Below are 25225 nucleotides of genomic sequence, written 5' to 3' on the forward strand. Positions count from 1 at the left end.
GTATGATGGGTAGAACTTACTTTTTCAGTTGAATTATTTTTGTAAAATATATGCAATTTTATTGTATCAAAAATTATACTATGATATGATTATTGTAACATAATTCCAATAGTGCTTAAATGAGATTTGCTATTTTAATAACTAATGGAGGTGGTTACATGATTGTATAAGAAAATCAAAGTGAATTGCTGTTTCATAAGAATTTATAAACACAACCTTATAATGAAAATATGGAGGACTTAATTGATAAATAATATTACTAAAAAAACATTAAGTGTTATTTTTGCTACAGTTTTATTGGTAGTAATTGCTTTACCTGATATGGTATTTGCTACAGAGAATACCAATGATTGCACCTCTAGCTGTGACCATGATCACGGTACTGATTATATTGAAGGTCAAGAGATTACATGGGAACAAGAAGTCATTGTAGAAGTGAGTAGTGAAGAAGAATTTTTACTCTATCCGAAGAATCTAAACTACAAATATACTTTTGTTATTACAAGGCCTTCGTTAACTAGAGCGGTTTGTTATAATTGTGGCAAATCAGCGATGTCAACTGTGACATATAAAGAACAAGCTTCCGGATCTGCAAGGATGTGCCCGATAATAAAAAATGGATTTACTGATCTTTTGTGTAGCTGGAATAATAATTCATATGAGCGGTGTATGATGTAAAGCATGAAACGATTTCTTACGAAACATAGGAATAAATGTCTTTGGAAATAGGAGAATTACATGAAAAAATATATATCCTATCTATTAGCAGTTACTATATATCTTGGTTTATTATCAGGATGTAAAAAACAAACCTTACCCGTACCAGAATATCCGTTGAAATCTGATACAATTGCCGAAGCGTTACAAGAATGGGGTCTATCTTGTATAATAGAAGAAGATAAAGCAGCGGCAGAGATTCTTAAAGGACAATCTCTGTACAACATTTATGATACGGAAACTGGAGTGTTCGTAGCAGGTGTTTCAAGTAATTATAAAGACGGAGAACGAATTATTTATATTACCTTTCCATCCTTTTATATGGATAACACGATTGGATCACAGGACTACGAAAATGCCATTACATTTGCAACCCTGATGTTTGGTGGATTTCAAAGTAAAGAACAGGTATATAATAAGTTTAACAAAGAATATGACAAGAAAAATACCATAAGGGGACAAAGTGAGAATGGTGTTACAAGCTCGTATTCCCATGAGGGAGCTTCCCGTTGGGAGAGATTAATTGATGGTAACACCTGCCAGATAACGCTAGTTCAGCCCAAGTTAAGTGAAACACAGGAATATATAGAAACGATTTTATTTGCTAGCGATTGGAATACCTTCCATTCGGAATAATTGATTGTATTCTTACCATAAAAAATACAATTTCTTAACACCTCTACCTATAACTGGCGTCACTTTATGGCAATGCTATCTGCGAAAGTTATTTCTTCGTTCAGCGGAACGGGTTAAGGTCTTTATTCTGGATGATTCTATTGTCACCAGAAATCGAAGCAAGTCTGTCGATTTACTGGCTACGGTTTTTGACCATGCATCCCATAAGTTTCAGAAAGGATTTACCATGCTGACTCTTGGATGGTCAGATGGTATAGTTTTATCCTTGTTGATTTTTCCATGATGTCCTCTGCTAATGAAGAGAACCGCATTCAAGTTATAAAATTGCAACTCCAGCAATGGATTGACAGTCAGGTCTCATTTATTAAGGCTTTGTTCATAAATTTAATCCCTCCACTCCAACATCAACCTATAAAAAGAATATTACTCAATACATTGAGCAGTAAAAGTACTACAATAGATATCCTATATCCAGCTATATCACTTAGGAATCAACAAATTTTGGTTAATATTAAAACAATTAAAACAATTTAGTGAATTTTTGATTTAACTGTTGCATTTTACTTCTTTATATGGTATTATACAAATCGGACGTGATGTTTAACGTTAAGCTGCCATGGCTCAGTCGGTAGAGCGTCGCCTTGGTAAGGCGGAGGTCGGCGGTTCAAGTCCGCTTGGCAGCTCTCTTAGAAACCCTTGTAAAATCAAGGGTTTTTTGTGATTTTAAGGGTAAGAAAAAGCACTCAGTGAAGGGTGCTTCTCATGTTTAAATGCAATAATATCGTATGTTTTCTTAAGATTTCCCCTGCAAATCTTTCAGTGCAGTATTTAGCTTACGCTTGATACGCTGCAAGCCATTATCGATTGCTTTTGGTTCTTTCTGTAACATCTGTGCAATTTTACTGTAGCTATAGTCATTGAGATATAAAGTAAGGATCTTCTTCTCAAAAGAGCTTAAGGAGTCCATCAGTTTCGTCTCTAATTGTGATGTATTCTCTCTGTCAATTAGCATCTCCTCAGGATTCATACTCCTAGCATGAGCCAAATGAGCCACATAAGAGATAGAATTAGCACCTTCTGCATCATCATTGTAATTTGAACTATCGATGGAGATATAGTTATTTAGTGGCTGATTCTTTTTGGTATTTGAATTCTTAATGGCTGTATACATCTGCCTTGAAACGCATAAATCAGCAAAGGTAAGAAAGGAAGCTTCTTTCTCCTTCTGATAATCACGAATCGCTTTGTATAAGCCTATCATTCCTTCCTGGATTAAGTCATCCCTGTCTCCGCCTATCAAAAACAATGCTTTCGCTTTCTTACGCACTAAATTCTTGTATTTGTCAATTAAATAATCCATCGCCAGGCGGTCATCCCCGCGAATGAGCGAAATGATTTCTTCATCGCTAACCATTTCATACTGCTTCTTGGACATTGCTCCCCCTCCTTGTGGTAAATTATTCATATCTTTCTTATTTTTGGCTACTGTTATCCACTCTACCTGCTAATTTTCTCACTTCAATCCACTTTTTATTGTTTCTATCCACATTGAGACGAAGCCAGTTGATTTTAAAATGAAAGTCTTCTGAATATTTGTATCTTTAATATTAATCAATATTGAAAGAAAAGTAAACCGCCTCAATAAAAAATATCGGCGGTCTACATTTTCATTTTACAAAACTTATTAATTTTGTAAAACCTCTTAATTTTGTAAATCTTATTAATTTTACAAAACTTCTTTATTTTTAAAACTTCTTTCTCTATTTTGCAAAGCTTCTCTGTCTAACAATTTCATATGTTAAAACACCCATAGCTACCGATGCATTCAGTGAATCAATATCACCTACCATAGGAATCTTGGTTACGAAGTCACATTTTTCCTTTACAAGACGTGAAACTCCCTCTCCTTCACTACCAATTACTAAGCCAATTGGTCCTGTTAGATTCTGGCGGTACATCACTTCACCGCTCATGTCAGCACATACAAACCATAAGCCCTTTTGTTTTAAATCCTCCATCGTAGCAACAAGATTGGTAACCTTTGCTACCGGAGTATAATTGATTGCTCCTGCGCTTACCTTAGCTACAGTAGCTGTAAGCCCTACTGCACGACGCTTGGGAATAATGATACCATGTGCTCCTGCTTGATTTGCAGTTCGAAGCATTGCACCTAAGTTATGAGGGTCTTCAATACCATCTAATATAATTAAGAATGGTGCTTCTCCCTTCGCTTTTGCAGCTTCTAACAAATCATCAACTTCTGCATATTCATAAGCAGCTGCGTATGCAATAACCCCTTGATGTTTTCCTTCTTCCGACATCTGGTCAAGACGTTCCTTCTTAACGAAGGTAATGATGGTATCCGTCTTCTTTGCCTCTCTTAAAATAGATTTAATTGGACCATCCTGACAACCGTCCAAAATGAATAATCGGTCTATTGTTTTTCCAGCGCGAAATGCTTCTAATACAGCATTTCTACCTACCATTGTTAATTCCTCGTATCTCATTTAACCTCCATGATTAAAGTATGAATCATTTTCTTCATACTCTCTAACATACCGCTTTAGCGGCTTAAGCATCCTTATGTGTACTATTTTATTAATTAAATCCTATGATTCTACTTTTTTCCATCACAAATGACAGCCATTACTTCGCTTTCCTATCATCAAACAAGTAAATCAGTTTTACTTAAACCTTCTTTAATCAAATAGAGTATTCGCTCCATCTGCTCCGTCATATACAGGTAACCTATCATAGCTTCAAATCCAGTTGCTATTCGATAATCCGTCACGGATGCATTCTTTGCAGTTGTAACTGACTTCGCATTTCTTCCCCGTTTGAATACACCAAGTTCTTCCTCTGTTAAATTATCCTGTATCGCATGGAGGATGTCCTTCTGTGCAGCAGCTTTCACCAAGCTACTAGCTTTTTGATGCAGTTTATTTACCTGTGAATTTCCCTTCTCCACTAGCATCGTACGAATGATCAAGTCATAGATGCCATCCCCTATATAAGCAAGGGTTAGTGGAGAATAGGTTTTAATGTCGGTCTGTGGCAGTGCAAAGGTATCACGTACCCTAGCAATTAAGCTCTCTTCCATTTTACTCCTTCTCTGGTATCTTCTAAGATAATTCCCTTTTCAAGGAGAAGATTTCTTATCTCATCTGCTTTCGCAAAGTCTTTTGCTTTTCTGGCACTTTGTCTATCTGCAATGAGCTGTTCGATTTCTTCGTCCAGAATTTCTACTTTTTTCTCTGTTTCCAATCCCAGTATATCACAAAGTGTTGTAATACCCAAAAGAACTTTTTGAATCATTTCTAAACTACTGTCTGCAGTAACATTGCTATTCGATAATTTTACCATCTCAAAAATAGCACTAATGGCATCTGCGGTATTAAAATCATCATCCATCGCTTCTTCAAATTTCTTTGTGAGTGCATCAAATTCCTTTAAAAGAGCCTTTTCCTGCTCTGTTAAAGTTGTCGATACTTCCCCTTTATCCTCTTTTACTTTGGATAAGAAATGAAGTTGTTCTACTGCAGTTTGGATACGCTCTAAACCATTTTTTGACGCTTCAATGATATCGCGGCTAAAATTAATCGGACTACGATAATGCACGCTTAAGAGGAAGAAACGAAGAACTGCCGGAGCATATTCTGCAAAGATTTCACGTACTGTAAAGAAATTACCTTCCGACTTTGACATCTTCTTGTTATCTACATTTAAGAAGCCATTATGCATCCAATACTTCGCAAACTCTTTCCCTGAGCAGCTTTCTGTCTGAGCGATCTCGTTCTCATGATGTGGGAAAATTAAGTCTTCACCACCTGCATGGATGTCGATCTGCTCTCCAAGATATTTTTTACTCATGACAGAACATTCAATATGCCAACCTGGTCTGCCATCACACCATGGTGCACTCCAAGCTGGTTCGCCCTCTTTCTTTGGTTTCCAAAGAACGAAGTCCATTGGATCTTCCTTCTCGTCTGCAACAGCGATACGAGCCCCTGCTTCTAAATCGTCTATATTTTTCTTTGATAACTTTCCATATTGCTTAAAACTTCTTGTCTTAAAATAAACGGTTCCATTTTTTTCATAAGCATGACCTTTTTCTATGAGCTCTTCAATCATAGTAATCATACCGTCAATTTCTTCCGTTGCCTTTGGTCTGGCAGTCACAGGTAATACATTAAGTGCACTCGTATCTTTTAAGTATTCTTTAATGTAACGTTCTGAAATTTCCTGTGCAGCAACCCCTTCTTCGTTCGCTTTTTTAATAATTTTATCATCAACATCAGTAAAATTCGACACAAATCTAACGTCATATCCTTTATACTCTAGATAACGTCTTACTGTATCAAAAACAACGACTGGCCTTGCATTTCCAATGTGGATATAATTATATACAGTTGGGCCGCATACATACATGCTAACCTTTCCCTCCTGTAAAGGTATGAATTCTTCTTTTGATTTTGTTAATGTGTTGTATATCTTCATACGTTTCTCCTTCTTAAATTTTGTATATTAATTAGTATTGCCAACATTTTTAAAGTTTTTGTTCCAGTTTTTCTAGTCTTTGCCTCATCTCTCTTAATTCAGTACAAAGACGTTCATTTTCTTTTTGCAGTTGCTCACAGTCATTACGGACTGGGTCTGGTAAATGTACTTGATCCATCTCTTCTCGAGGCACTTTTTGATTATTTCTTTTCACAACACGGCCAGGAACACCAACCACAGTAGAATTTGGCGGTACCTCAGAAAGCACAACAGACCCTGCACCTATTTTTGAATTCTCACCAACCGTAAAGGAACCAAGTACCTTTGCACCAGCACTTATCATGACATTATCACCTATCGTTGGATGACGTTTTCCTTGTTCTTTTCCAGTTCCACCAAGTGTAACTCCCTGATAAAGAGTAACATTATCACCTATAATTGCTGTCTCCCCAATAACTACACCATTTCCGTGATCAATAAATAATCCTTTTCCTATGGTAGCACCAGGGTGAATCTCTATTCCTGTCTTTCTTACAGTACGTTGAGAATACCATCTTGCAAGAAAATAATGTTTTCTTTTATATAGCCAGTGGGCAACACGGTGTCTTAACAATGCTTTAAAGCTCGGATAAAGAAAAACTTCTAAATTCGTCTTTATTGCAGCATCTCTCTCTCGTATTACTTTCATTTCTTCTTTTACATATCGGAAGAAACCCATATTATTACCCCCTTATGTTAACACTACCATCCCTGTTTACGCAATACTTATCCGCGCCAAACTCGCCGGGTGAGTGTGCATCTCTCGGAGAGTTATATTGAAAGGTAATTGAATCGCAATTTCCTATCAACAAGAAAAAGTATGCTTCGCGAAGTTTCCTTGTCAAGAATAAAAAAACTTCGTCTCTTAATCTAAGAGACGAAGTAATCCGCGGTTCCACTCTAATTCGCAATGTTGCGAGCTCAAAACAGGTAACGGCTGTAACCGAGTTAAGCTACTTTCTTCACTTAACCAGCTCACGGATGCACTTCACTTATAGGAAATTCAAGAATGCTTTCAGCCGGTGACATTCTCTCTCTGTGATTTCAAATTAAGCTACTCTTTCCGATCAATGCTTTTCACATATTTTGTAATTATTCTATGAAAAGATTTTGACTTTGTCAACCTTAATTTTTGATAAGTCAAATTCAAATTATCATTTATTTCTACAACATCCCTGACAACTCGCACAATTTCTTGTCTCTGTAGCTTCAGGATCATAAACATATGCAACACTATCTGTACCATTATATGCATAGTTATCAACTGTATTTAACAAACAAATTGCCTGAGCGGATATTCCTTCTCCGCTTCCAGTAAAGCCAAGTCCCTCTTCTGTGGTTGCCTTGACATTAATCTGTTTTTCTGAGATATGAAGAGTTTTCGCAATGTTAGTAATCATTTGTGGGATATACGGTGCCATCTTTGGACGTTGCGCAATAATTGTAGCATCGATATTTCCAATGATATAACATTCTTTCTCTACTAATTCTTTTACTTTTTCTAATAAAGCAATACTTGATATACCCTCGTATTCTTTCGCAGTATCCGGAAAATGCTTCCCAATATCGCCAAGCGCTGCAGCACCGAGGATAGCATCCATGATGGCATGGACTAAAACGTCCGCATCGGAATGACCCAATAAACCCTTTTCATAAGGTACCGTAACGCCTCCAATAATTAATTCGCGTCCTTCCACTAATTTATGAACATCATAACCCATTCCTACTCTCATATGGATTCCTTTCTTACGCATGTGTTAATTGTATCATAAATCATTTCCTATAAGAAAACAAGGGGCATCAGCCAACATATTTACCTTCCATCAGCTTCCCCATTAATCTAGCACGATATTCGGATGGATTAAGTCCAGTACTTCTACGGAATACTTTGGTAAAATAATTATTATCGGTATAACCAACTCTAGCGCCAATTTCCTTAATGCTGATATTTTGTTTTATCATTAATTGCTTTGCCATTCTTATACGATATTGTGTAAGATACACAGTAAAGTTTATATGAAAACACTGTTTAAATAACCTACTAAAATAAGCTTCGGAATAACACATGGTCTTTGCTGCATCTTGAAGTGAGATATCTTTAGAATAATTTTCTTGTATGTATCTCTGCATCTGAGTAGCTACTTGAGCCAAATAAGTTCCTTGCTCCAAATCCTCCGCTTGTACTCTGCATGCTTCCACTCGGTCCATCTTCTCATCCTCTATTAACAATACATTGTACATTCCTAAATCTCCTTTCTTTAGGCAATCACAGCAAGCAACAATGAAACTTAATCTCCATCTGCTCCCTAACACGAATCTTAAAGTTTTCATTTCTTCCTGCTTTAATCAATCTGAGACACACACTGCTTTTCCCCGAACATGTGCAGTATGCTTTTACTATAACTACTATGATAGCATGAATTTCGTTAAGTTGGTGTTAAGATTCACTTTATTTATACTATTTTACTAGGAATTGTAGATAATTCTTAAAAAGCCACTGTTTTGTAGCATTAAGAATCTCTCCTTAATGGCATACTTAGCAGTAGCTTTTTTATTTACACCTTATTCAATTGCCGCCTTCTTATAAATAGGATCTTTCATGTTTACGCAATTTGTTCAGCCAAACTTTTCACTTCTTCTTTGGAGTGGTGTCTTTGATAACCACATTTCTCACACTCCAGGTATTATTCGGTATGACAGATGCCACTCCATTCACAATCACTGCAGATATCCTTCCACCGACCAGTACTTTTTAGTTTCATATCTATTAACCTTGAATAGTCACGAAACATCATTTGATCACCTTCTTTGATGCCGCATCCATCCAAACATTCTTTATCATATCTCTTCACTTTTTCATTTGTCTCACAGCCATTCTTATTATGAGGACAACATTCACAAAGAATATCCTCATTAAGACTTATCATAATTGGTTCTTTTTCTAACTGCTCTATCACCCTTGTCATATTTTCAACGAATTCTTTGTTATAACCTTTCCCCTCAAACTTCTTAATACACATGCCATGATGCGCTCTTAACTGTATCATGTTTTCTCCCTTCCATGAATCGTTAGCTCTTCATTTAGAATTCTCTATCATACCTTTACAGAATCTCTACTTTACTTACCTTGCCAAACACTACTTAACAGGAATAAGATTGAAAGAATTAAATTTCTCTCAACCTTATTCCTATCGTGCATTGAACCAACTTAGGTAGTTCTTATTATAAATAATTTTATCAAATAACTTAGGTTATCAAATGAATGGTGAATCATTTTATTCTCGAAATTAACTTATTCTGTATAAAACGAAGAAAGTCTCATTTCTCCCAGTAATACAATTTTTAATGTAAAAGCTTCTTTACAGGTTACCCTATCCCAATCCATTGGTAGGATAACCTCATTAAACAAATCTTGCTTACTTAATGTAATCTCTCCCAGTTTTAACTCCATCGATTCTTTCTCGGCACTTTGATATAGGCTGGATACAATCATGCTTCCTTTCCCCTTACATTGAAGTGTAGCATGAAAATTGGTTGGAGTCTCCTCTATCATAACATCTCGGTAATAAAGAATCGTTTCCTCGTTCTTATTCAGAACTACAACAGCAGTATCGCCTAAGCTTCCAAGATGGAGATAGGAATTCTTACAATCATCATAATGATCTGCCAATGTCTTTTTCGCAAGGTTTCGATATCCTGCCTTTACACCATTTAGGAAAATTGTATCCTGCAGTTTAATATCCTCGGAAGATGCCCCTACTAAGATTGTATAGTCCGATTCCTCTAATATCATACCACCACTAACAACATCATAATAGGTTAAATCACTGGTAGGAATTGTAAATTCTATCTCTCTTTTCTCCCCAGGTAAGATGTTCTTTACTCGCTCAAACGATTTTAATTGTAAGCGAGGTCTCAGTGTTCTTGATGTTTCTTGTCTTACATATACCTGTACCACTTCATCGCTGATTCTATCTCCAACATTGGCTATTGTTACTCTAATCAATAGATTCGTAAAATCAACTAATTGTAACGTGAGATTTTGATACTCGATTACTGTATAGGTTAATCCATGTCCAAATGGATAAAGCACTTCTTTGTTAAAATACTGGTAAGTTCGGTTGCCACGTATAATGTCATAATCCTCCATTGGTGGTAAATCCTTCGTATCAAGATACCAAGTCATAGGTAATTTACCAGAAGGGGAAGCCTCCCCAAACAATACCGCTGCAATCGCATTACCAAGCTCTTGGCTTCCGGAATGCCGCTTTTAGGGTGAGTGCTTTATTTTCATCACTATTCATATAATCTTCTGATATTCTTGTGTACGGATTTTGTCCTGAAGCATCAAAATAGCCAAGACGAATTCTAGTTGCAAATGAATTACGAATCGAGGTATCCAAATCTTCCTCTGAAATGAGCCCAGCTTGATAGGCTTCTTTTGCTGCTTTGATTACCAATTCTCGGTTATCTGTAAAGCAATCGATACCAGCCTTTAACCCATAAGCAACGGTTTGGGCATGGGAACCAAAATATTTATGATCATTTACGGTTTGTATCATGTCACCTCCATCACATACGACATGCCCACTAAGCCCCCATTGATCCTTCACTATGTTCTTTACTTCGTTATTGACAATGCAAGGAACTCCATTAATTTCATTATATGCCGTCATAATGGCTTCTGCCTTTCCCTCTGTTATTGCGCGTCGGAAGGGCTCTAAATAATACTCATATTTATTTCTAGGATCGATAGATGAGGATGCGGATACTCTATTTTTTTCAGTATTATTTGCATAGAAATGCTTTAAGGTCGCACCACACCTGATATAAAACGGATCCTCACCACGCATTCCACGAATGTAGGCAGAAGCCATCTTCCCAGTAAGATAAGGATCTTCTCCGTAAGCCTCCTCTGTTCGCCCCCAGCGTGGATCACGTTCCATATCGATTGTTGGTGCCCAACGGCACAAACCGCCATTCTTGTGACGTTGATACAACACTCTGGCTTCATTACCAACTGCTTCCCCAATCTTTTTTAGAAGAGCCCTATCCCAAGTAGCACTCATTCCGATTGGCTGTGGAAATATTGTCGTTGGTTCAGGTTCTCCCTTATTAAATGATTGATCGTGTCTTGCTTCTATACCGTGCGCAGCCTCTCCTCCGTGAAAGGTACTAGAAATTCCAAGACGTTCTATCGCTGGACAACCTGTCCCTAGAAACTCAAACTTTTCTTCCAAGGTCAAGTTTTCTATCAGATAATCTAACCTCTTCTTAAGTGGTAAATGATTGTTCCATAACGGTGTTTCAAGATATGATATGTTCCCCATTAGCCCATCTCCTTTCTTAATTTCATTATACGAAGATGAGGTTTTTAAGCAATGTAGTATCTTCTAAATATCATAGATAATATACTCTATCAAGGATTTATGTCATATCTTGTTGTTCCGTATCGTTATGACTCACCTAACATTATCTTTCTTTATAACCAGCTTTCGCCGTTGTTCTAAAACAATTCTTTGAATACTCTTCTCCGAGAGATAGAATTCATTTGCTAGTATCTTATAATTCTTTCCCTGTAAATAGCACTTGTAAATAGCAGTATTTCTTTGTTCTAGCTCTAATCTAGTATTCGTTTTTGTACCCCAAGGACTCTTATTATCCTCTTTCTTTGGTATATAAATGGATGCTCCATCAATATAATCTTGTATTTGTTCAATTAATTCAAAAGGCAATATAGTTTCAGCCTTCACATAGCTCATAGTTGCTCCTCCTAAATCATTTCATCCTAGGACTAGCAATCGCTATTGGCCAAATGAACAGAACGCAATAGCTATTGCTATGCGTTAGTGATTAATTTTCTCATGAATACCTCCTTAATTTATACTATGTAATTCATTTTTATAGTATAGGTCTCTTATTACATCTAGATTCTATCTTTTTATGGTATCTGTTTTAGGTAAGTATGTCAAATATAATCCTTCTTATCAAAAAAGCAGAGTTAAATTGCCTTACTTCGTGATAAACACGCAGCCTCCTCAATTTGATCTCTGCTTTTGAAAATCTAATATATTAATTAATGAATAATTCTATTATGATATATAAATAATTTTTTCTTTTCTACACTCTACTGCTTCACAATACGATAATACGTTCTCGCAGTTAGCGTATAAACTAGCGCATAAAATACTATAAATACTCCCAATGTCACTAACGTACAGGTTGCAAAAAGAGCAATATTAGTTAAATTAAAGATTGCCAATAGTTTTGTAATCACATTAAAGGCAAACGCAATGTGAATGGCTGCCGCTACGATTGGTAGGAAGAATACCATTAAGACCTGACTGTGTATCGTCTTTTTTACCTCCTCTTGACTCATACCAACTTTTTGCATAATCTCAAAGCGCTCTCTATCATCATTTCCCTCTGAAATCTGTTTATAATACATAATCAATACTGTTGCCATTAAAAACAGGGTTCCTAAAAAGATACCAAGGAAAAAGAGCCCGCCGTATAAAAATAAAAATTCACTTCTCATGTATTCTGAACTTTGGATACGAAGACTCTGAAAAGGTTCAACATCCGCTTGCCTACGAAGCGCTAGGATATCCTCAAATACCGCTAATTGTTTTTCGCTTGGTGCATCGGTATTAAATCCATAAAAGTATTGAATTCTATTAATATCTTCTGTTACATTTCCTAATTCGTGATTGATTTTCGCAAAGGCATCCTTATCTGGTAAGATGATATAATACGTTTCTACCATATCTGGAGAAAAGACCAAGTTTACTTCTGATGCATTCGCCATAGCTTTTATATGATAGTTTTCCTTGCCAAAACTTATCGTGTCATCTGTTAGCTTGTTATTGGTATAATAAACAAAGACTTCATCCGGTTTTAGTGTATTAGTTTCTCCAAGTAATCTGTTATAATCTTCGAGCGATATCATATAAAGAACCGCTCCATCATTATAAACGTAAGTATCAGCATCTGTCATTAAAAACTGATTTCCTTCTTGCTTCGCCATTTGATACATATACCGATAAGTTACTATCTCTTTTTGTTCTAATTGATGGCTGTCTGTAATCTCTTTGATTACTTCTTCTATTGTTTCACCCTCATCCTTAGTAATATCATATCCTGTTACCTGAATCTCCCATGGATACATGGCTTTTAAAGAATCCTCAAACCCGATATAAAGAGATACCGTGGAGGATATCATCACAAGCACCATGGTACTTAAGATACAAATATTCGCTAACCCTACTGCATTTTGTTTCATTCGGTATATCATACCGGAGACTGAGATAAAATGATTTACTTTGTAGTAATATCGTTTGTTTTTACGAAGTACTTTTAAAACTGCGATACTGCCTGCGGTAAACACACAGTAAGTACCTATAATAACTAAGATAACTGCGATAAAGAATAATCCGATTGCATCCAGCGGAGATTTTGTCGTTATTGAAATATAATAACCACCCGATAAGCAAACCAAACCAATCAACGCCAGAATCCATTTCGTTTTTGGTTCCTTCTCACCTACTTGTTTTCCGCGTAATAACTCAATTGGATTTGCTAGATGAATCTGGCGCAAATTATTCAACAATAATAAAACAAAGATAGCCGCGAACAAAATTAAGGTCGTGACAACAGCACTTCCAGATATCTCAAATCCAAAGGATATCTTAAAACTTAACATCTTTCCCAATGCTAAAACCATTAATTTACTAAGTAAAATACCAAAGGATAAGCCTAGGGAAATACTGAGTACCGCTACATAAAAACTTTCAAACGCTAATACTTTAGCTATGTGCTTTTTTTCCATACCTAGGATGTTATATAAGCCGATTTCTTTTTTTCTTCGTTTAATTAAAAAACTATTCGTATAAAATAGAAAAATAACTGCAAAGATTCCGATTACTACCGTTCCAAGGCCTAAAATCATAATAAGCGAATCCCCGCCTGACATGGTACGTAGAGCAGTGTTTTTTGCTAAAAAACACATCATATAAAACATCATAATCGTTATGAGGCAGGTGAGGATATATGGTACGTAATTTTTCGCATTTTTTCGAATGTTCGTTGCAGCAAGTTTTGCATATAAGGAACTATTCATGTAAGTCACCCCCGCGAGCAGATCCGGTTGCTATCATCGTTAATGTGTCAGAGATTTTAGCAAACATATCTTCTTTTGACATCCCTGCACGGTATAGCTGATGATACACTTCACCATCTTTGATAAAAAGAACTCTTTTGGCATGACTTGCAGCCTTCGTACTATGGGTTACCATTAAGATGGTCTGACCTTCCTCATTGAGTTCTGTAAATAATTTAAGCAAACTATCTGTAGCTCTGGAGTCAAGTGCACCTGTTGGCTCGTCTGCAAGAATTAATAACGGATTTGTAATTAAAGCCCTTGCAACTGCTGCTCTTTGCTTCTGCCCACCAGATACTTCATATGGATATTTATTTAGCAGATCTGAGATTCCTAATTTAGCAGCGATTTTTTGGAGTCTGCCTTTCATCTCATCATACTGCTTTCCAGATAAAACTAACGGTAAAAAAATATTATCCTGCAGAGAAAAAGTATCCAGCAAGTTAAAATCTTGAAAAACAAAGCCTAAATTATTACGACGAAATGCAGATATCTCTGACTCTTTTATCGTGTTAAGGCTTTTCCCTTCTAAAAGCACTTCTCCACTGCTTGGCTTATCAAGAGAAGCTAGGATGTTTAGTAAGGTTGTTTTACCAGATCCGGACTCACCCATTATGGCTACATATTCCCCCTTCTCTACCGAAAAGGATACATTGGATAAGGCTTGTACCTGATTTCCACCAAATCGTGTGGTATATATTTTTTTTAAGTTTTTTACTTCTAATAATGACATGTTTCTTCCTCCTAAAATATTTTCAATCACGAATTATGGTGTTAGTATAGCAAAGAAAGAGAATGTGATGCCATCGCTTTGGCTTACATTCTCTTTTTCAAACTTACATTATTGTAAGATAAAACTTTTTTCCCTTATTCCACAGTTAATTCTTTCGTAGCAAGGCCTATATACACCTTGGTTCCTTTCGAAACCTCGGAAGTGATCGTCAGGGTATGGGATAACTTATTTAGGATGCGTTTGCAAAGATATAATCCGATTCCGGTAGATTTTTTATCTGCTCTGCCGTTATATCCTGTGTAACCCTTCTCACAAACTCTCGGTAAATCCTCGGAGCAAATACCGATCCCAGTATCTTCTATTACTAGGGTATCTACTTGTTCAGGGTCGAGGTAAATTGAGATACTACCTGAACTCGTATATTTTAATGCATTCGATATTAACTGCTCTAATACAAACACAAGCCATTTTTCATCGGTTAAAACTTTTTTATGAACTTTTTCATAATTTAGCGTAATTTTCTTTCTGATAAATGATTTTGAATGTCTTTTAATCGCCTGCTTCACTAAATCATCAAGTTCATACCGTGATAATAACATATCTCCTGACATACTTTCCACACGTAGATATTGGAGTACCATTCCTACATATTGCTCGATTTTAAATAATTGATCCTGTAATTCCTCTGACATAGGCGTATCTTCACTCTGCAATAACAAACGCATTGCAGCGATTGGAGTCTTAATCTGATGCACCCACATGGTATAATAATCCATCATATCAGATAATTTTCCGTCCACATCAGATAACATCTTTGTATATCTTTCACTTAAGATACGAATGATTTCTTGATAATCCTCCTCTATCCTATCCTGAGGTTGTGGAAACTCTTCTTCTGAAAAGGTGATTGTATGCATCAGCCATTGAAGTTTTTGCTGCCTCTTGTAATAGAAATAAAAACGTATCAGACCAAATAAACTGACTGCTATAATCGATAATACGGAAGCATATAAAACCGCTTCGAGTGGAAGATCATACAAACTAAATACGATAAGAAACAGTACTATCGCGATCCCTGCAGATATAATGATTGAGATATGTCTTTTTATATAAGAGACTAAGAGCTTAAAGACTCGATTCATATTTTGTTTCCTGTTCTTTCTTACTTTCTCCATCTCTTCTCCTTACCATGTTACATTACCATATACCCAACACCTTTTTTCGTTGTAATGTAATTTTCTAATCCTGCATCATCTAATTTTTTTCGGAGTCTATTCACATTTACAGTTAACGTATTGTCGTCAACAAAACTGTCGTTTTCCCATAAACGTTCCATAATTGCTTCTCTTGTGATCGCGCGTCCGATATTCTCCATTAAAATCTGCAGAATACGGAACTCATTTTTTGTAAGTTCTACCTTCTCATGCCCACAGACCATAGACATATCACTTAGGTTTAAAATTGCGCCATTATGTTCAATCGCATTTAATTGTCCTTGAAAGGAATAGGTCCTGCGAAGGATAGCTTGAACTTTTGCTGTCAGTACATTAAGATCTACCGGTTTTGCTATGAAGTCATCGCCTCCCATATTCATCGCCATTACGATATTCATATTATCTGCAGCAGATGATAAAAACACCACAGGTACTTTTGATACCCGCCTTATCTCGCTACACCAATGAAACCCATTAAAATAAGGCAGACAAACGTCAAGTAGAACTAGATGTGGTTCGAACTTTATTACCTGTTCCGTTACGTTCTGAAATTCCGTAATATATTCTGCCTCATAACCCCATTTACACAGGTGATCCTTAATTGCTTTTGCAATGGTCATATCGTCTTCTATCATTATGATCTTATACATTGTTTTCCTCATTTCTAACATGCATACAGTAAGCTTTTGATGCACTTTATCTTTATCATACTTGTGATGCAATTTACTTTATCAAGTTTAGGATTAACTTTATCTCTTTCTAATTTATTATTTTATCTCTATCTAATTTAGTTTAACCTTATACTCAACAAGTTGATTCTGTGCGCTGGGCATCCCAAGTTCGTAGTTCAACTCTGACACAACTATAAAGTAAAAGATTTATCCCCCTCTCTTAGCAGCTGAAGTCCTACTCTCCACTTCTTGAAACCGTGATAACCGCTAGATAATCTTTCAACTCTTCTCTACTTACCTTCATAGAAGAAAGATAGTAATCTGCTAACTGCTCTCTCATTTTTATCAATTTCTCCACCCCAGGCATATTCTCTGGCATCGGTGTATATTGAATTAAATACAGGCTCCTAGCGATATCATATTCTCTAGGACCCTTACAGCAGTTCATAAAATCAATGACAGTTACTTCATCCTCTTCTATAAACATATTACCCGGATGATAATCTCCATGGCATAGATTCTCTCCATCTTTTAATGTTGTAAGCAGATGAAGCATCTCTTCACCTTTATTTTTAGCTTCCGTATTCCCCGATAGGATGAAACGCTGTAGATTGTTATGTAGGAATTCTTTATAATCCATAAAACCATATGCTTTATTCTCATTAATTTCATCCTGTAGCTTTGCTATTTTTTTGGCACAGCCTTCGATATCTCCTGTTCTCATTAAGTAATCTAATAGGGAAATACCATTCACCTTTTCATACAAGATACCATTTTGCTCTGATACTGACATGATTTCAAACACCTTAGGCTTTCGAAAGCTCATTTGATTTAGTCTCTTTGCATTCTCATATTCTCTTTTTACAGAGTCAATTGGATAGCCTTTGTGGAATAGCTTTAATACTTTACTGTCTTCCCAGTCATATACATCTGCAGTATTTCCTTGTCCAATTAATTTGAGCTCCATAGTTAATCTCCTTATGTTTAATTTATTTGGCATAACGTTGCATTATTTACAATGTAGTTAATTACAGTACAATCATAATTCTATCGAAACGAAATCTTTCACAATACTGTCTTATCCTTATATTAATTTCGTTCTTATTGATTAAGTTGCATTCATTACTTAGGACTCTACACTCTTCTAATTTTGGATTCAGGAATACAAATAGATAGATATCAATGTTAAAACAAGAGATTTTTTACTAAAGCCTATTAAGTTGTTCCTATATCATTTTTTCTAACCTACCATTTATTCTTATCTAGCATTTATTCTTATCTACCATTTATTCTAGCATTTTCCTCCACATTCGTAAAGAATGAGTTCCTTTTACAATAGGCGATTTTACTTAGAATAATGATATAAAATTAAATATTCTTGATTAGAACATACACCATATCTACTAGAAAAGCAGAACTTAGTTGCATAGATTCTCTGTCTATGATTCCTCAGTTCTGCTTATCAAAAAACTTATTAAATTGTTTCCTATAATTAAGGAATCTGAGTCCAGCCTTCTTCAGTTAAATAAAATTTCCCAATCTCTTCTTCTGTCGCATTTTCTAATGTTTTCTCTGGATTTTTTGAATACTCTACCTTAACTCCTTGTTCCATAATAGAAATTCGAGTACCTCCAATTGTATTAAGCGTAATTACTTTGGTTTTTACTTCATCAAAATTATTATTAAAAACAGCAAGTATTAATTGATCTACTTTTGATGAATTGTCAGTCATTGTACTCCTATGCACTACAACCGCCTGGCCTAATCCACATGGTATAGTTTCTACCTGATATTGCTTCGTTACTAATTGATCCTCTCTATATTCAGATAGTGTAGCCTTACCATTGGTTAATCCAAATTCTTTTATAATTGGCGGAATTCCCATAATCTTATCCTGTTCTGATTGATATGACCGCTCTTCAACACTACATAGCTTCTCCATAATTACTAGAGGTAAGATAGAATACTTATTTATTGTAATCTTTGTTACAGCATCATCTCTGCTTATGATCTGAAGATATCCATTTGGATAGGCATACTGCTTTATTATACTACCATTGCTCCTGGTAATGCTTAAGTTCTCTTTCCCGTAAGCTTTCTGAACTTCTTCCAACGAACTTTGTACTCTGATTTTACCATCTGGTGACAAACCAAAATCAATGTTTATCGTTTCTAACGTGCCACTGTCTGAAAATTCAAGCAAGCTACAAGCATATTGCTTTCCAAAGTATTTATGGCTAATCTCAATTTTATTACTAACGTCGTATGCTTCATATGAAATCTGATTTTCCTTTAGATACTGAATCACATCGAAATAAGTTGTACCTAATGGAAACTCTCCGAGTTCCAGGTTCTTTATTTGACTTTCTTTATTTGATAACGTGGCAGGCACTAAGGTAGCCGATATTTTAATTACTTCTCCGTTCACCGTTTTCTCATAATTACCAAATCCTACTCCACAACCAAAGATGGTTCCATCTTTCTTTTGAATTATCATCTGTGGAAGGGAAAGCCTTGCTTCATTAGGTCTCATTCCATAGGTTATCTTCGTAACCATAGAGTTAAATGCAACCTCACCAAGCCATACCATAGATACCTCGGTTGCCACCTGCTTTGGTATTTCTACAGTGCCCTCTTCAAAGTTTCCTGTGCCTAATACACCTTTACTGTTATCACCCCAAGTCCATAATGTTCCATCCGAGCGTATCGCAGCACATTGGAAACTATCTGTAGTAATATAGATCGCATCCTCAAACATCTTCTTTGGCTTCGATGCTTGGGTACTTTCGTACCAGTCGATTAATCCCATGGAATTCGGTTTTTGGCTAGCATCCTTGGTATTTCCGATTTTCCATACCGTTCCATCCTTCTTAAGAACTAGGATATGGTATTCTCCACATCTTGCATAAGCAACCTCTTTCATTAATAGTACAGGGCTTATCGCACAGACATCCATAGAATGATTGAAATAAGAGCCTACCTTCTTTAACCCCATAAGTCCATCAAAATTAGCACCCATTCCATAAAGACTTCCATCTTCTGTCAAGTAAACTGCAAAATAGTTACTACTAGCATCTACATGGACAACATGTTCTGCAATTTTTACCGGTTCCTTAGTAAAATCAACATATGCCTCCCCGTAATATCCTTGCACACCCTGACCTAGCTGCCCAGCACGATTATCACCTAATCCCCAAAGAATACCTGTTTCATCGATACTATATTGATTTTCTGGTTGAACAACATTGGTAAGGTAGAAATTCTCTAGTTGAAATTCTCCGCTAAGATAAAGGCTTTCCATAGGAACTCTGACAGGAATTTCTATTTCTTTTCCTAAGAAATTATTTTTCCTACTCTCTTCTTTTTCCAGTATGTCAGAGCTTCCTTGTTCTTTCTCCCAATCTTTAGAATAATCCTCTCCTTGGCTATTATCCTTTTGCTCTGTATTCTGTCCTTCTATTTGCTCCTGTTTTTCTTTTATATCTACCGCTGCTTCTTTTTGTTTTTCTAATCTCAGATGGACTCGATAGGTCAATACACCAGCAAAAAATAATAATACTGCGATTGCCACAATACGTGCCCCTAACTTTAGAAAGGATACTCCTTTTCCTTCTCGCATCTTTCGATCTGCTTTCAAATAGATATAATCGCATGTTTCTTCAGCATCGATGTTTTTCTTCTTCTCCATCTGCGAAAGACGTGATAATAGCTCTTGCTTTGATTTTGATTGGTAATTAAGTCCTTCATAGACTGCTTTGATATTTTGTTTAAACTTATTTTCTTCCTGTTCTTCATACGTTTTTACCCCTTTCTTCATCACTACTTCCCTCCTTCCATATGAAATTTAAGTTTCTCCCTGGCCCTTCGTATCTTCGTTGCAACGGTATTACTATTCATCTCCAATATTTTTGCTATTTCAGCTAGTGTATATTCTTCATAGTAATATAGATAAATTATTGTTCGCTCCAACTCCTTTAGTTTCATCAGTTGATGATAAAGTTCCTTTTGCTCCAAGGTATACATGGTCCCGCTGTTATATGGAATATCTTCTGTCAGTTCCGTGATTTTCCGAAACCAACCTGACTTTAAATAATTTTTACAATAATTAATTGTTACTCGAATTAACCATGCTTTTTCATGCTGTGTGGACTCAAACGAGATTGACTTTTCCAATAGTTTTAAGAAAACCTCTTGTGTAATATCCTCTGCAACTGCAATGCTTCGAACGGAATTAAGCGCAATGCGGTAAACCATATCCGAATACTGATGAAAACTTTCCGTTATAGAATGTTTTTCATAGGAACACTCCACAGCCACTCCCCCCAATCTATATGATGATTACAGAATCAAATCTTAGAATTAATCCCTTTAATAATAATACAACGCAGCTACCAATATTTGTTCATTGTAATTTACTTTCAGTAAAATTCTATAACATATACTACGAAATACATGACTGAAATCCTTAACAAGCTATCATCCATTTCCCTATGCATGATATGGAGAAAGAAGTTACTGTTGAGTATGTTAAAATAGGACTGAAAAAGGTTATTCCATCCACCTTTTTCAGTCCTAACTTTGATATCGATATGTCCTTTATTTAATTGAGTTGCTTGGAATAAAACAGCGTTAAGAGCCAACTTTTCCTCATTCTCGTAAGCATAATTACCTACTTATTAATCAGTCGATTAATGAAATCTACAATATTCTCATTTAAACTCTTAGAATATATTAATTCACGAACCATCACAGGATCATCTGTAATAATATTATTAACACCTAAATCAATCATTTTCTGGACATTAGTCTCGTTATTCACTGTCCAAGCATAGATTTCCTTTCCTTGACGATGAATATCATTTACCAATTTACTTGTAATAAAGGAAGCTTCAATGCTATAGACATCCGCATACTCTAAGGTTAGTAAAGAACCATAGGCAACGGTCATTACATATACTGTTTTTATATCAGGTGCATACTCTTTCACTCGTTTTAAACAGTCATAATTCATAGAGGCGACGACACAATCATCTTCTACTCTATTCTCTTTTATTATATCGACAACACTTTTTTCAAAATCAACCTCATGTCCATTTGGCTTGAGTTCAATATTTAAATTTATCTTACCCTTTGTTTCCCTAATTACTTCTTCTAATGTTGATAATCTAACCGTCGAAAAATCACTGTGAAACCAACTTCCAACGTCAATATCTTTAATCTCTTCGTAGGTAACATCCCATATATTTAGATTTTTTCCAGAGATTCGTTTTAAATTAGAGTCATGCATTACTACAATAACCCCATCCTTCGTCTGTTGGACATCAAGTTCGATATAGTCCGCTCGTTGTTCTATTGCACTTTCAAAGGCAGGTAGAGTATTTTCCGGCGCTACACTGGAATTACCACGATGTGCTGATACCTGGGTATGTTCAAATAATTGAACATTCCAATCAAAATCCTTGTCAGTTACAACGGATAAGTAGAATATATTAATCACTGCTGCCACCAATACACCAAATACTAAGACCTTTTTTAGTTTAGGGAAGGTAATAGATGATGAATGATAAGTTGGAATCTCCTCACCTGAATATCTCTTATGTTTATAATATAATGCACTGATAAATGCAAACGAGATTGCTACTGCAAAATTGGCAAATACAATTAATAATAAAAGCAGAGCACCTGCTACGATTGCTAGTGTCATCGAGTAGGCTATTGTTGAATTACTAAATGCTTTAATGACAAGAGTTACTGCACCAATTGAAAGAGAAGTGATGGCTAACACAAGTACGCTTATTGTAATATTCCAGACAATCAGCCCAATTGCATTCTTGCTATAGCGGCCTCGATTCATTCGAAGACTCTCTTTTCTTGCCCTTTTATAATTACAGCCTTCTAATGTAAATACATGAATGCTAAATATCCATCGCATTGCAATCACTGCAAAAAACACCATACACAGAAGAAATAGTATCGATAATACCTGATTCTTATTGATATAATCCATAATAAATTCCGGTACATTGATGCTGGAAATGTAGCCTGATACTAAAGCAAAATTAGTGATTGGTATAATAAATAGAACAAAAAGAATAATTAGCCCATTTCTCCCCCGAAATAAACGAAATGCAGATCGATAACCAGCTTGGAACATCTGTGAGACTGTCATTTTATTATTATAAAAGGAAGCATGAAAACATTGAACCAATGCCGTCATCTCAACTAATGTAAATAATGTCACAGCTAGTAATATGATTAAAACAATAACAATCGTTGTTGGTCTTCTTAAAAAATCAAATAAATTATCATTGGTCAGATACTGTTCTCCAGAAAGCTTTAGGGCAAGATTTAACATACCAAATAATAAAGGAGTGAATACCGTTGACCCTACTAATTTGTAAAATATCTCAAATAGTAGTACTGTTTTAAAGTTCTTTTTTAGTAGCCGAAATGCTAAGGTATATTTATTCACAGGCTTTTCCTTCTAGTTCTCAATAATTTCCGTTATAATACTTTCTATTTCCTTAGGAGAAGTTACCGTATATTCTGGTTTTACTCCCCAAGTGGATGCATCCGAACCACTGTAATTTACTCCAATGGTAATCACTTTTACAGTACTATTACTATTTTTATTTCGTAGCTGTTCTAACAAGCACTTCTCTGCATTCTTAGCAAAAACAACATCTTCTGCATGGTCACCAATATAAATTAGTAGAGAATCTTCATAATCTATTCCTAACTTCGATAAACACTTTAAAAACCCCGCAGGATTTGGCTTTTGTTCTCCAAAACCAACTTCATCCACGCCTATAATTGCCGGAAAAAACGTTGCTAATTCATAGGAAGCTAATGTATTTTCTATACTTTTTGCACCATTTTGAGAGCATATTCCTTGTACTTTCACTGGTAGCCTTGGTATTATGTCAACTAATCCATCAAATAACTCTGGTATGGAATCATCCTGTAACTGATAAGGACTCCAAAGCTTCCCAGCATCTTCAATCTGTTCCATAGTTAGACCATATGCGTGTTCATATAGCTCCTTCCAGTTCTTATACTTATAATTTGCCTTCTGATATTCTTCGATTGATGTCAGCGCTTTTGGCATATTACGTTCAATCTCTGGTATGAAGTGTTTTAATACTTCTTTCGTAACGCGTATATTTTTCTTGGTGCTGTCAACTAACGTGCCATCATAATCCCATAGGATCGCTGCTAATTTCATAATGATTCCCCCATTTTTTCTATATCATATCAAGATAATCCTTCAAGCGATCGAGGTCCTCTTCCATCCGATTTCTTCCTCGCTTATAAAGCTCTTCTAGTTTATCAATATCTTTTTCCAACCTTTTTATCGTAATCGGATGTTGTGGTCGAATCACATAGATTCTTCCTTCCTTTTCTAGTTGTTCTATCTCCTTTTGCATCTCATTATAATGCTGCGGTATTTGGTGTAATTTTTCTAGTAGTTTTGGGTACTTCGAGTAAAGCTTTTCATAAGCATGAAATAGCGATCTTTTCTCTGGGCTTTTTTGATATCCAGCTTCTCTAGTTAAAACCACTATAACTTTTTGATAGCCTTCTTCTAATGCTTTTTGATACGCTATCGGTAAAGCAATACCTCCATCCAAGTAATATTCTTCCTGTATTTTCACCATCTTTGATAGCATTGGCATACTACTTGATGCTCTAGTTGCTAAAAATATTTCATCACAACTCCCGTTCGCACAGCTATCTTTTTCAAAAAACTCTGCTTCTCCTGACTGACAGTTCGTTGCAATAGCTGTAAATCTTTGTTTCGAATTTAAAAACTCTTCTTTATCAAATGGATGTAAATGATCCGTAATATCACTAAATAAAAAATCAAAATTAAAAATTCCACCATGACGAAATAGATTATGAACCCCGAGATACCGTTTATCATTCACATAATTAAGATTAATATCCTTCGTTCTTCCAATCTGCTTTGAGACATAATTTAAACCGCACATCGAACCGGCAGATACTCCATTCACATAGGATAGTTCAATTCCATGTTCCATTAAAACATCTAATACTCCGGCTGTAAACAGGCACCGAAGGGACCCTCCTTCAAGTACTAAAGCTCCTTCTATCATTGTTACCTCCACATGACATAGGTTTTATTTCTAATTATTCCTTTTATTAGTATGATGACCAAAGAGGAAAAGCTAGGATATTTGTGCGATTGCTCGACTTTATATGAAGCGATTTCCTACTTAAATGATAACCTAATAATTTGCCAAGAAATCAACTGATTTAAACTTTTATTATAATCGTATGTTTAGATTAAAAATTTCACCCTGGATATTCTATCGATATACGAAAGTTAGATTAGAAAAGACTTTTCTTTCCATAATCTTCACATACAACCATAATAACATGTTTCAAATCAGTGTCAATGCTAATTACAAAACTAGAAGGAGCAAATAAGTGTCAATAACTTAAATTCAATCTGACTATTTTATATCATCAACTTTATCTTTTCATCATTAATTATTTTTAACCTCTGTTTTTTAAGATTCTTATTTCTACAAAGGTA

23 protein-coding genes, 1 tRNA gene and 1 other annotated feature are annotated in these 25225 nt (G+C 35.6%); of the genes, 3 read left to right on the plus strand and 21 right to left on the minus strand.

Annotation, left to right across the window (positions count from 1 at the left end):
* The first annotated feature begins 243 nt into the window (after positions 1–243).
* The 3 genes from CC92_RS0108195 to CC92_RS0108210 all read left to right on the plus strand — a co-directional run bounded on the left by CC92_RS0108195 (position 244) and on the right by CC92_RS0108210 (position 2036).
* Positions 244–678 (plus strand): hypothetical protein, encoded by a 435-nt coding sequence (locus CC92_RS0108195; RefSeq protein ID WP_029503383.1) that lies wholly within the window; start codon positions 244–246, stop codon positions 676–678.
* 60 nt (positions 679–738) lie between these two features.
* The gene (locus CC92_RS0108200; RefSeq protein WP_029503382.1) at positions 739–1353 is read left to right on the plus strand and encodes a hypothetical protein; all 615 of its coding nucleotides are present in this window, start codon (positions 739–741) and stop codon (positions 1351–1353) included.
* Positions 1354–1963: 610 nt separating this feature from the next.
* Positions 1964–2036 (plus strand) — tRNA-Thr (locus CC92_RS0108210).
* 110 nt (positions 2037–2146) lie between these two features.
* On the opposite strand, the gene sigH is transcribed toward CC92_RS0108210, so the two are convergent.
* From sigH to CC92_RS0108315, 21 genes are all read right to left on the minus strand, one after another.
* Positions 2147–2788: an RNA polymerase sporulation sigma factor SigH gene (gene sigH, locus CC92_RS0108215; protein WP_029503380.1), complete on the minus strand. Its 642-nt coding sequence runs from the start codon at positions 2786–2788 to the stop codon at positions 2147–2149.
* 325 nt (positions 2789–3113) lie between these two features.
* A complete protein-coding gene (gene rlmB / locus CC92_RS0108220) occupies positions 3114–3860 on the minus strand; it encodes a 23S rRNA (guanosine(2251)-2'-O)-methyltransferase RlmB (protein ID WP_029503379.1) in 747 nt (248 codons plus the stop codon).
* 158 nt (positions 3861–4018) lie between these two features.
* Positions 4019–4453 carry a Mini-ribonuclease 3 gene (locus CC92_RS0108225; RefSeq protein ID WP_029503378.1) on the minus strand — a complete coding sequence of 145 codons (435 nt, stop codon included), beginning with the start codon at positions 4451–4453 and terminating at the stop codon, positions 4019–4021.
* The gene (gene cysS / locus CC92_RS0108230; RefSeq protein WP_029503376.1) at positions 4438–5850 is read right to left on the minus strand and encodes a cysteine--tRNA ligase; all 1413 of its coding nucleotides are present in this window, start codon (positions 5848–5850) and stop codon (positions 4438–4440) included. Before cysS ends, CC92_RS0108225 begins: the two co-directional genes overlap by 16 nt.
* A gap of 49 nt (positions 5851–5899) precedes the next feature.
* Entirely contained in the window at positions 5900–6568 is a 669-nt protein-coding gene (gene epsC / locus CC92_RS0108235) for a serine O-acetyltransferase EpsC (protein ID WP_029503375.1), read from the minus strand.
* A gap of 191 nt (positions 6569–6759) precedes the next feature.
* Positions 6760–6969 (minus strand) — a binding site (T-box leader).
* Positions 6970–7043: 74 nt separating this feature from the next.
* A complete protein-coding gene (gene ispF / locus CC92_RS0108240) occupies positions 7044–7622 on the minus strand; it encodes a 2-C-methyl-D-erythritol 2,4-cyclodiphosphate synthase (RefSeq protein ID WP_029503374.1) in 579 nt (192 codons plus the stop codon).
* 67 nt (positions 7623–7689) lie between these two features.
* A complete protein-coding gene (locus CC92_RS0108245) occupies positions 7690–8220 on the minus strand; it encodes a helix-turn-helix domain-containing protein (RefSeq protein ID WP_081841882.1) in 531 nt (176 codons plus the stop codon).
* A gap of 353 nt (positions 8221–8573) precedes the next feature.
* Positions 8574–8936: a DUF1284 domain-containing protein gene (locus CC92_RS0108250; RefSeq protein ID WP_029503372.1), complete on the minus strand. Its 363-nt coding sequence runs from the start codon at positions 8934–8936 to the stop codon at positions 8574–8576.
* A 245-nt stretch (positions 8937–9181) separates the two neighbouring features.
* Positions 9182–10111, minus strand: coding sequence for a glycoside hydrolase family 3 protein (locus CC92_RS22980; RefSeq protein ID WP_242841352.1), 930 nt, complete (start codon positions 10109–10111; stop codon positions 9182–9184).
* Positions 10112–10127: 16 nt separating this feature from the next.
* Positions 10128–11219 carry a glycoside hydrolase family 3 protein gene (locus tag CC92_RS22985; RefSeq protein ID WP_051650761.1) on the minus strand — a complete coding sequence of 364 codons (1092 nt, stop codon included), beginning with the start codon at positions 11217–11219 and terminating at the stop codon, positions 10128–10130.
* 132 nt (positions 11220–11351) lie between these two features.
* Positions 11352–11651, minus strand: coding sequence for a CD3324 family protein (locus CC92_RS0108260; RefSeq protein ID WP_029503371.1), 300 nt, complete (start codon positions 11649–11651; stop codon positions 11352–11354).
* Positions 11652–12016: 365 nt separating this feature from the next.
* On the minus strand, positions 12017–14008 hold the full coding sequence (locus CC92_RS0108265) for an ABC transporter permease (protein WP_029503370.1): 1992 nt from the start codon (positions 14006–14008) through the stop codon (positions 12017–12019).
* On the minus strand, positions 14001–14780 hold the full coding sequence (locus CC92_RS0108270) for an ABC transporter ATP-binding protein (RefSeq protein ID WP_029503369.1): 780 nt from the start codon (positions 14778–14780) through the stop codon (positions 14001–14003). Before CC92_RS0108270 ends, CC92_RS0108265 begins: the two co-directional genes overlap by 8 nt.
* A gap of 134 nt (positions 14781–14914) precedes the next feature.
* Positions 14915–15955 carry a sensor histidine kinase gene (locus CC92_RS0108275; RefSeq protein ID WP_197035789.1) on the minus strand — a complete coding sequence of 347 codons (1041 nt, stop codon included), beginning with the start codon at positions 15953–15955 and terminating at the stop codon, positions 14915–14917.
* A 17-nt stretch (positions 15956–15972) separates the two neighbouring features.
* Positions 15973–16644 (minus strand): response regulator transcription factor, encoded by a 672-nt coding sequence (locus CC92_RS0108280; protein ID WP_029503366.1) that lies wholly within the window; start codon positions 16642–16644, stop codon positions 15973–15975.
* A gap of 256 nt (positions 16645–16900) precedes the next feature.
* Positions 16901–17632, minus strand: coding sequence for an aminoglycoside phosphotransferase family protein (locus CC92_RS0108285; protein WP_029503365.1), 732 nt, complete (start codon positions 17630–17632; stop codon positions 16901–16903).
* A gap of 525 nt (positions 17633–18157) precedes the next feature.
* Positions 18158–20482, minus strand: coding sequence for an RCC1 domain-containing protein (locus tag CC92_RS0108290; RefSeq protein ID WP_029503364.1), 2325 nt, complete (start codon positions 20480–20482; stop codon positions 18158–18160).
* Positions 20483–20484: 2 nt separating this feature from the next.
* On the minus strand, positions 20485–20976 hold the full coding sequence (locus CC92_RS0108295; protein ID WP_051650760.1) for an RNA polymerase sigma factor: 492 nt from the start codon (positions 20974–20976) through the stop codon (positions 20485–20487).
* Between the two features lie 358 nt (positions 20977–21334).
* Positions 21335–23137 (minus strand): glycerophosphodiester phosphodiesterase family protein, encoded by a 1803-nt coding sequence (locus CC92_RS0108305; protein WP_029503361.1) that lies wholly within the window; start codon positions 23135–23137, stop codon positions 21335–21337.
* 12 nt (positions 23138–23149) lie between these two features.
* Positions 23150–23890, minus strand: coding sequence for an HAD family hydrolase (locus tag CC92_RS0108310; protein WP_029503360.1), 741 nt, complete (start codon positions 23888–23890; stop codon positions 23150–23152).
* Between the two features lie 19 nt (positions 23891–23909).
* The gene (locus CC92_RS0108315) at positions 23910–24782 is read right to left on the minus strand and encodes a patatin-like phospholipase family protein (RefSeq protein ID WP_029503358.1); all 873 of its coding nucleotides are present in this window, start codon (positions 24780–24782) and stop codon (positions 23910–23912) included.
* Positions 24783–25225: the final 443 nt, after the last annotated feature.

This window comes from Lachnoclostridium phytofermentans (genome assembly GCF_000733755.1).
Lineage (GTDB): Bacteria > Bacillota > Clostridia > Lachnospirales > Lachnospiraceae > Lachnoclostridium > Lachnoclostridium phytofermentans_A.

Bases quoted from the DNA above. Each gene is read 5' to 3' on its own strand.
- CC92_RS0108200 (WP_029503382.1), top strand. From the start codon at position 739: ATGAAAAAATATATATCCTATCTATTAGCAGTTACTATATATCTTGGT.
- sigH (WP_029503380.1), bottom strand. From the start codon at position 2,788: ATGTCCAAGAAGCAGTATGAAATGGTTAGCGATGAAGAAATCATTTCG.
- rlmB (WP_029503379.1), bottom strand. From the start codon at position 3,860: ATGAGATACGAGGAATTAACAATGGTAGGTAGAAATGCTGTATTAGAA.
- CC92_RS0108225 (WP_029503378.1), bottom strand. From the start codon at position 4,453: ATGGAAGAGAGCTTAATTGCTAGGGTACGTGATACCTTTGCACTGCCA.
- cysS (WP_029503376.1), bottom strand. From the start codon at position 5,850: ATGAAGATATACAACACATTAACAAAATCAAAAGAAGAATTCATACCT.
- epsC (WP_029503375.1), bottom strand. From the start codon at position 6,568: ATGGGTTTCTTCCGATATGTAAAAGAAGAAATGAAAGTAATACGAGAG.
- ispF (WP_029503374.1), bottom strand. From the start codon at position 7,622: ATGAGAGTAGGAATGGGTTATGATGTTCATAAATTAGTGGAAGGACGC.
- CC92_RS0108245 (WP_081841882.1), bottom strand. From the start codon at position 8,220: ATGAAAACTTTAAGATTCGTGTTAGGGAGCAGATGGAGATTAAGTTTC.
- CC92_RS0108250 (WP_029503372.1), bottom strand. From the start codon at position 8,936: ATGATACAGTTAAGAGCGCATCATGGCATGTGTATTAAGAAGTTTGAG.
- CC92_RS22985 (WP_051650761.1), bottom strand. From the start codon at position 11,219: ATGGGGAACATATCATATCTTGAAACACCGTTATGGAACAATCATTTA.
- CC92_RS0108260 (WP_029503371.1), bottom strand. From the start codon at position 11,651: ATGAGCTATGTGAAGGCTGAAACTATATTGCCTTTTGAATTAATTGAA.
- CC92_RS0108265 (WP_029503370.1), bottom strand. From the start codon at position 14,008: ATGAATAGTTCCTTATATGCAAAACTTGCTGCAACGAACATTCGAAAA.
- CC92_RS0108270 (WP_029503369.1), bottom strand. From the start codon at position 14,780: ATGTCATTATTAGAAGTAAAAAACTTAAAAAAAATATATACCACACGA.
- CC92_RS0108275 (WP_197035789.1), bottom strand. From the start codon at position 15,955: ATGGAGAAAGTAAGAAAGAACAGGAAACAAAATATGAATCGAGTCTTT.
- CC92_RS0108280 (WP_029503366.1), bottom strand. From the start codon at position 16,644: ATGTATAAGATCATAATGATAGAAGACGATATGACCATTGCAAAAGCA.
- CC92_RS0108285 (WP_029503365.1), bottom strand. From the start codon at position 17,632: ATGGAGCTCAAATTAATTGGACAAGGAAATACTGCAGATGTATATGAC.
- CC92_RS0108290 (WP_029503364.1), bottom strand. From the start codon at position 20,482: ATGAAGAAAGGGGTAAAAACGTATGAAGAACAGGAAGAAAATAAGTTT.
- CC92_RS0108310 (WP_029503360.1), bottom strand. From the start codon at position 23,890: ATGAAATTAGCAGCGATCCTATGGGATTATGATGGCACGTTAGTTGAC.
- CC92_RS0108315 (WP_029503358.1), bottom strand. From the start codon at position 24,782: ATGATAGAAGGAGCTTTAGTACTTGAAGGAGGGTCCCTTCGGTGCCTG.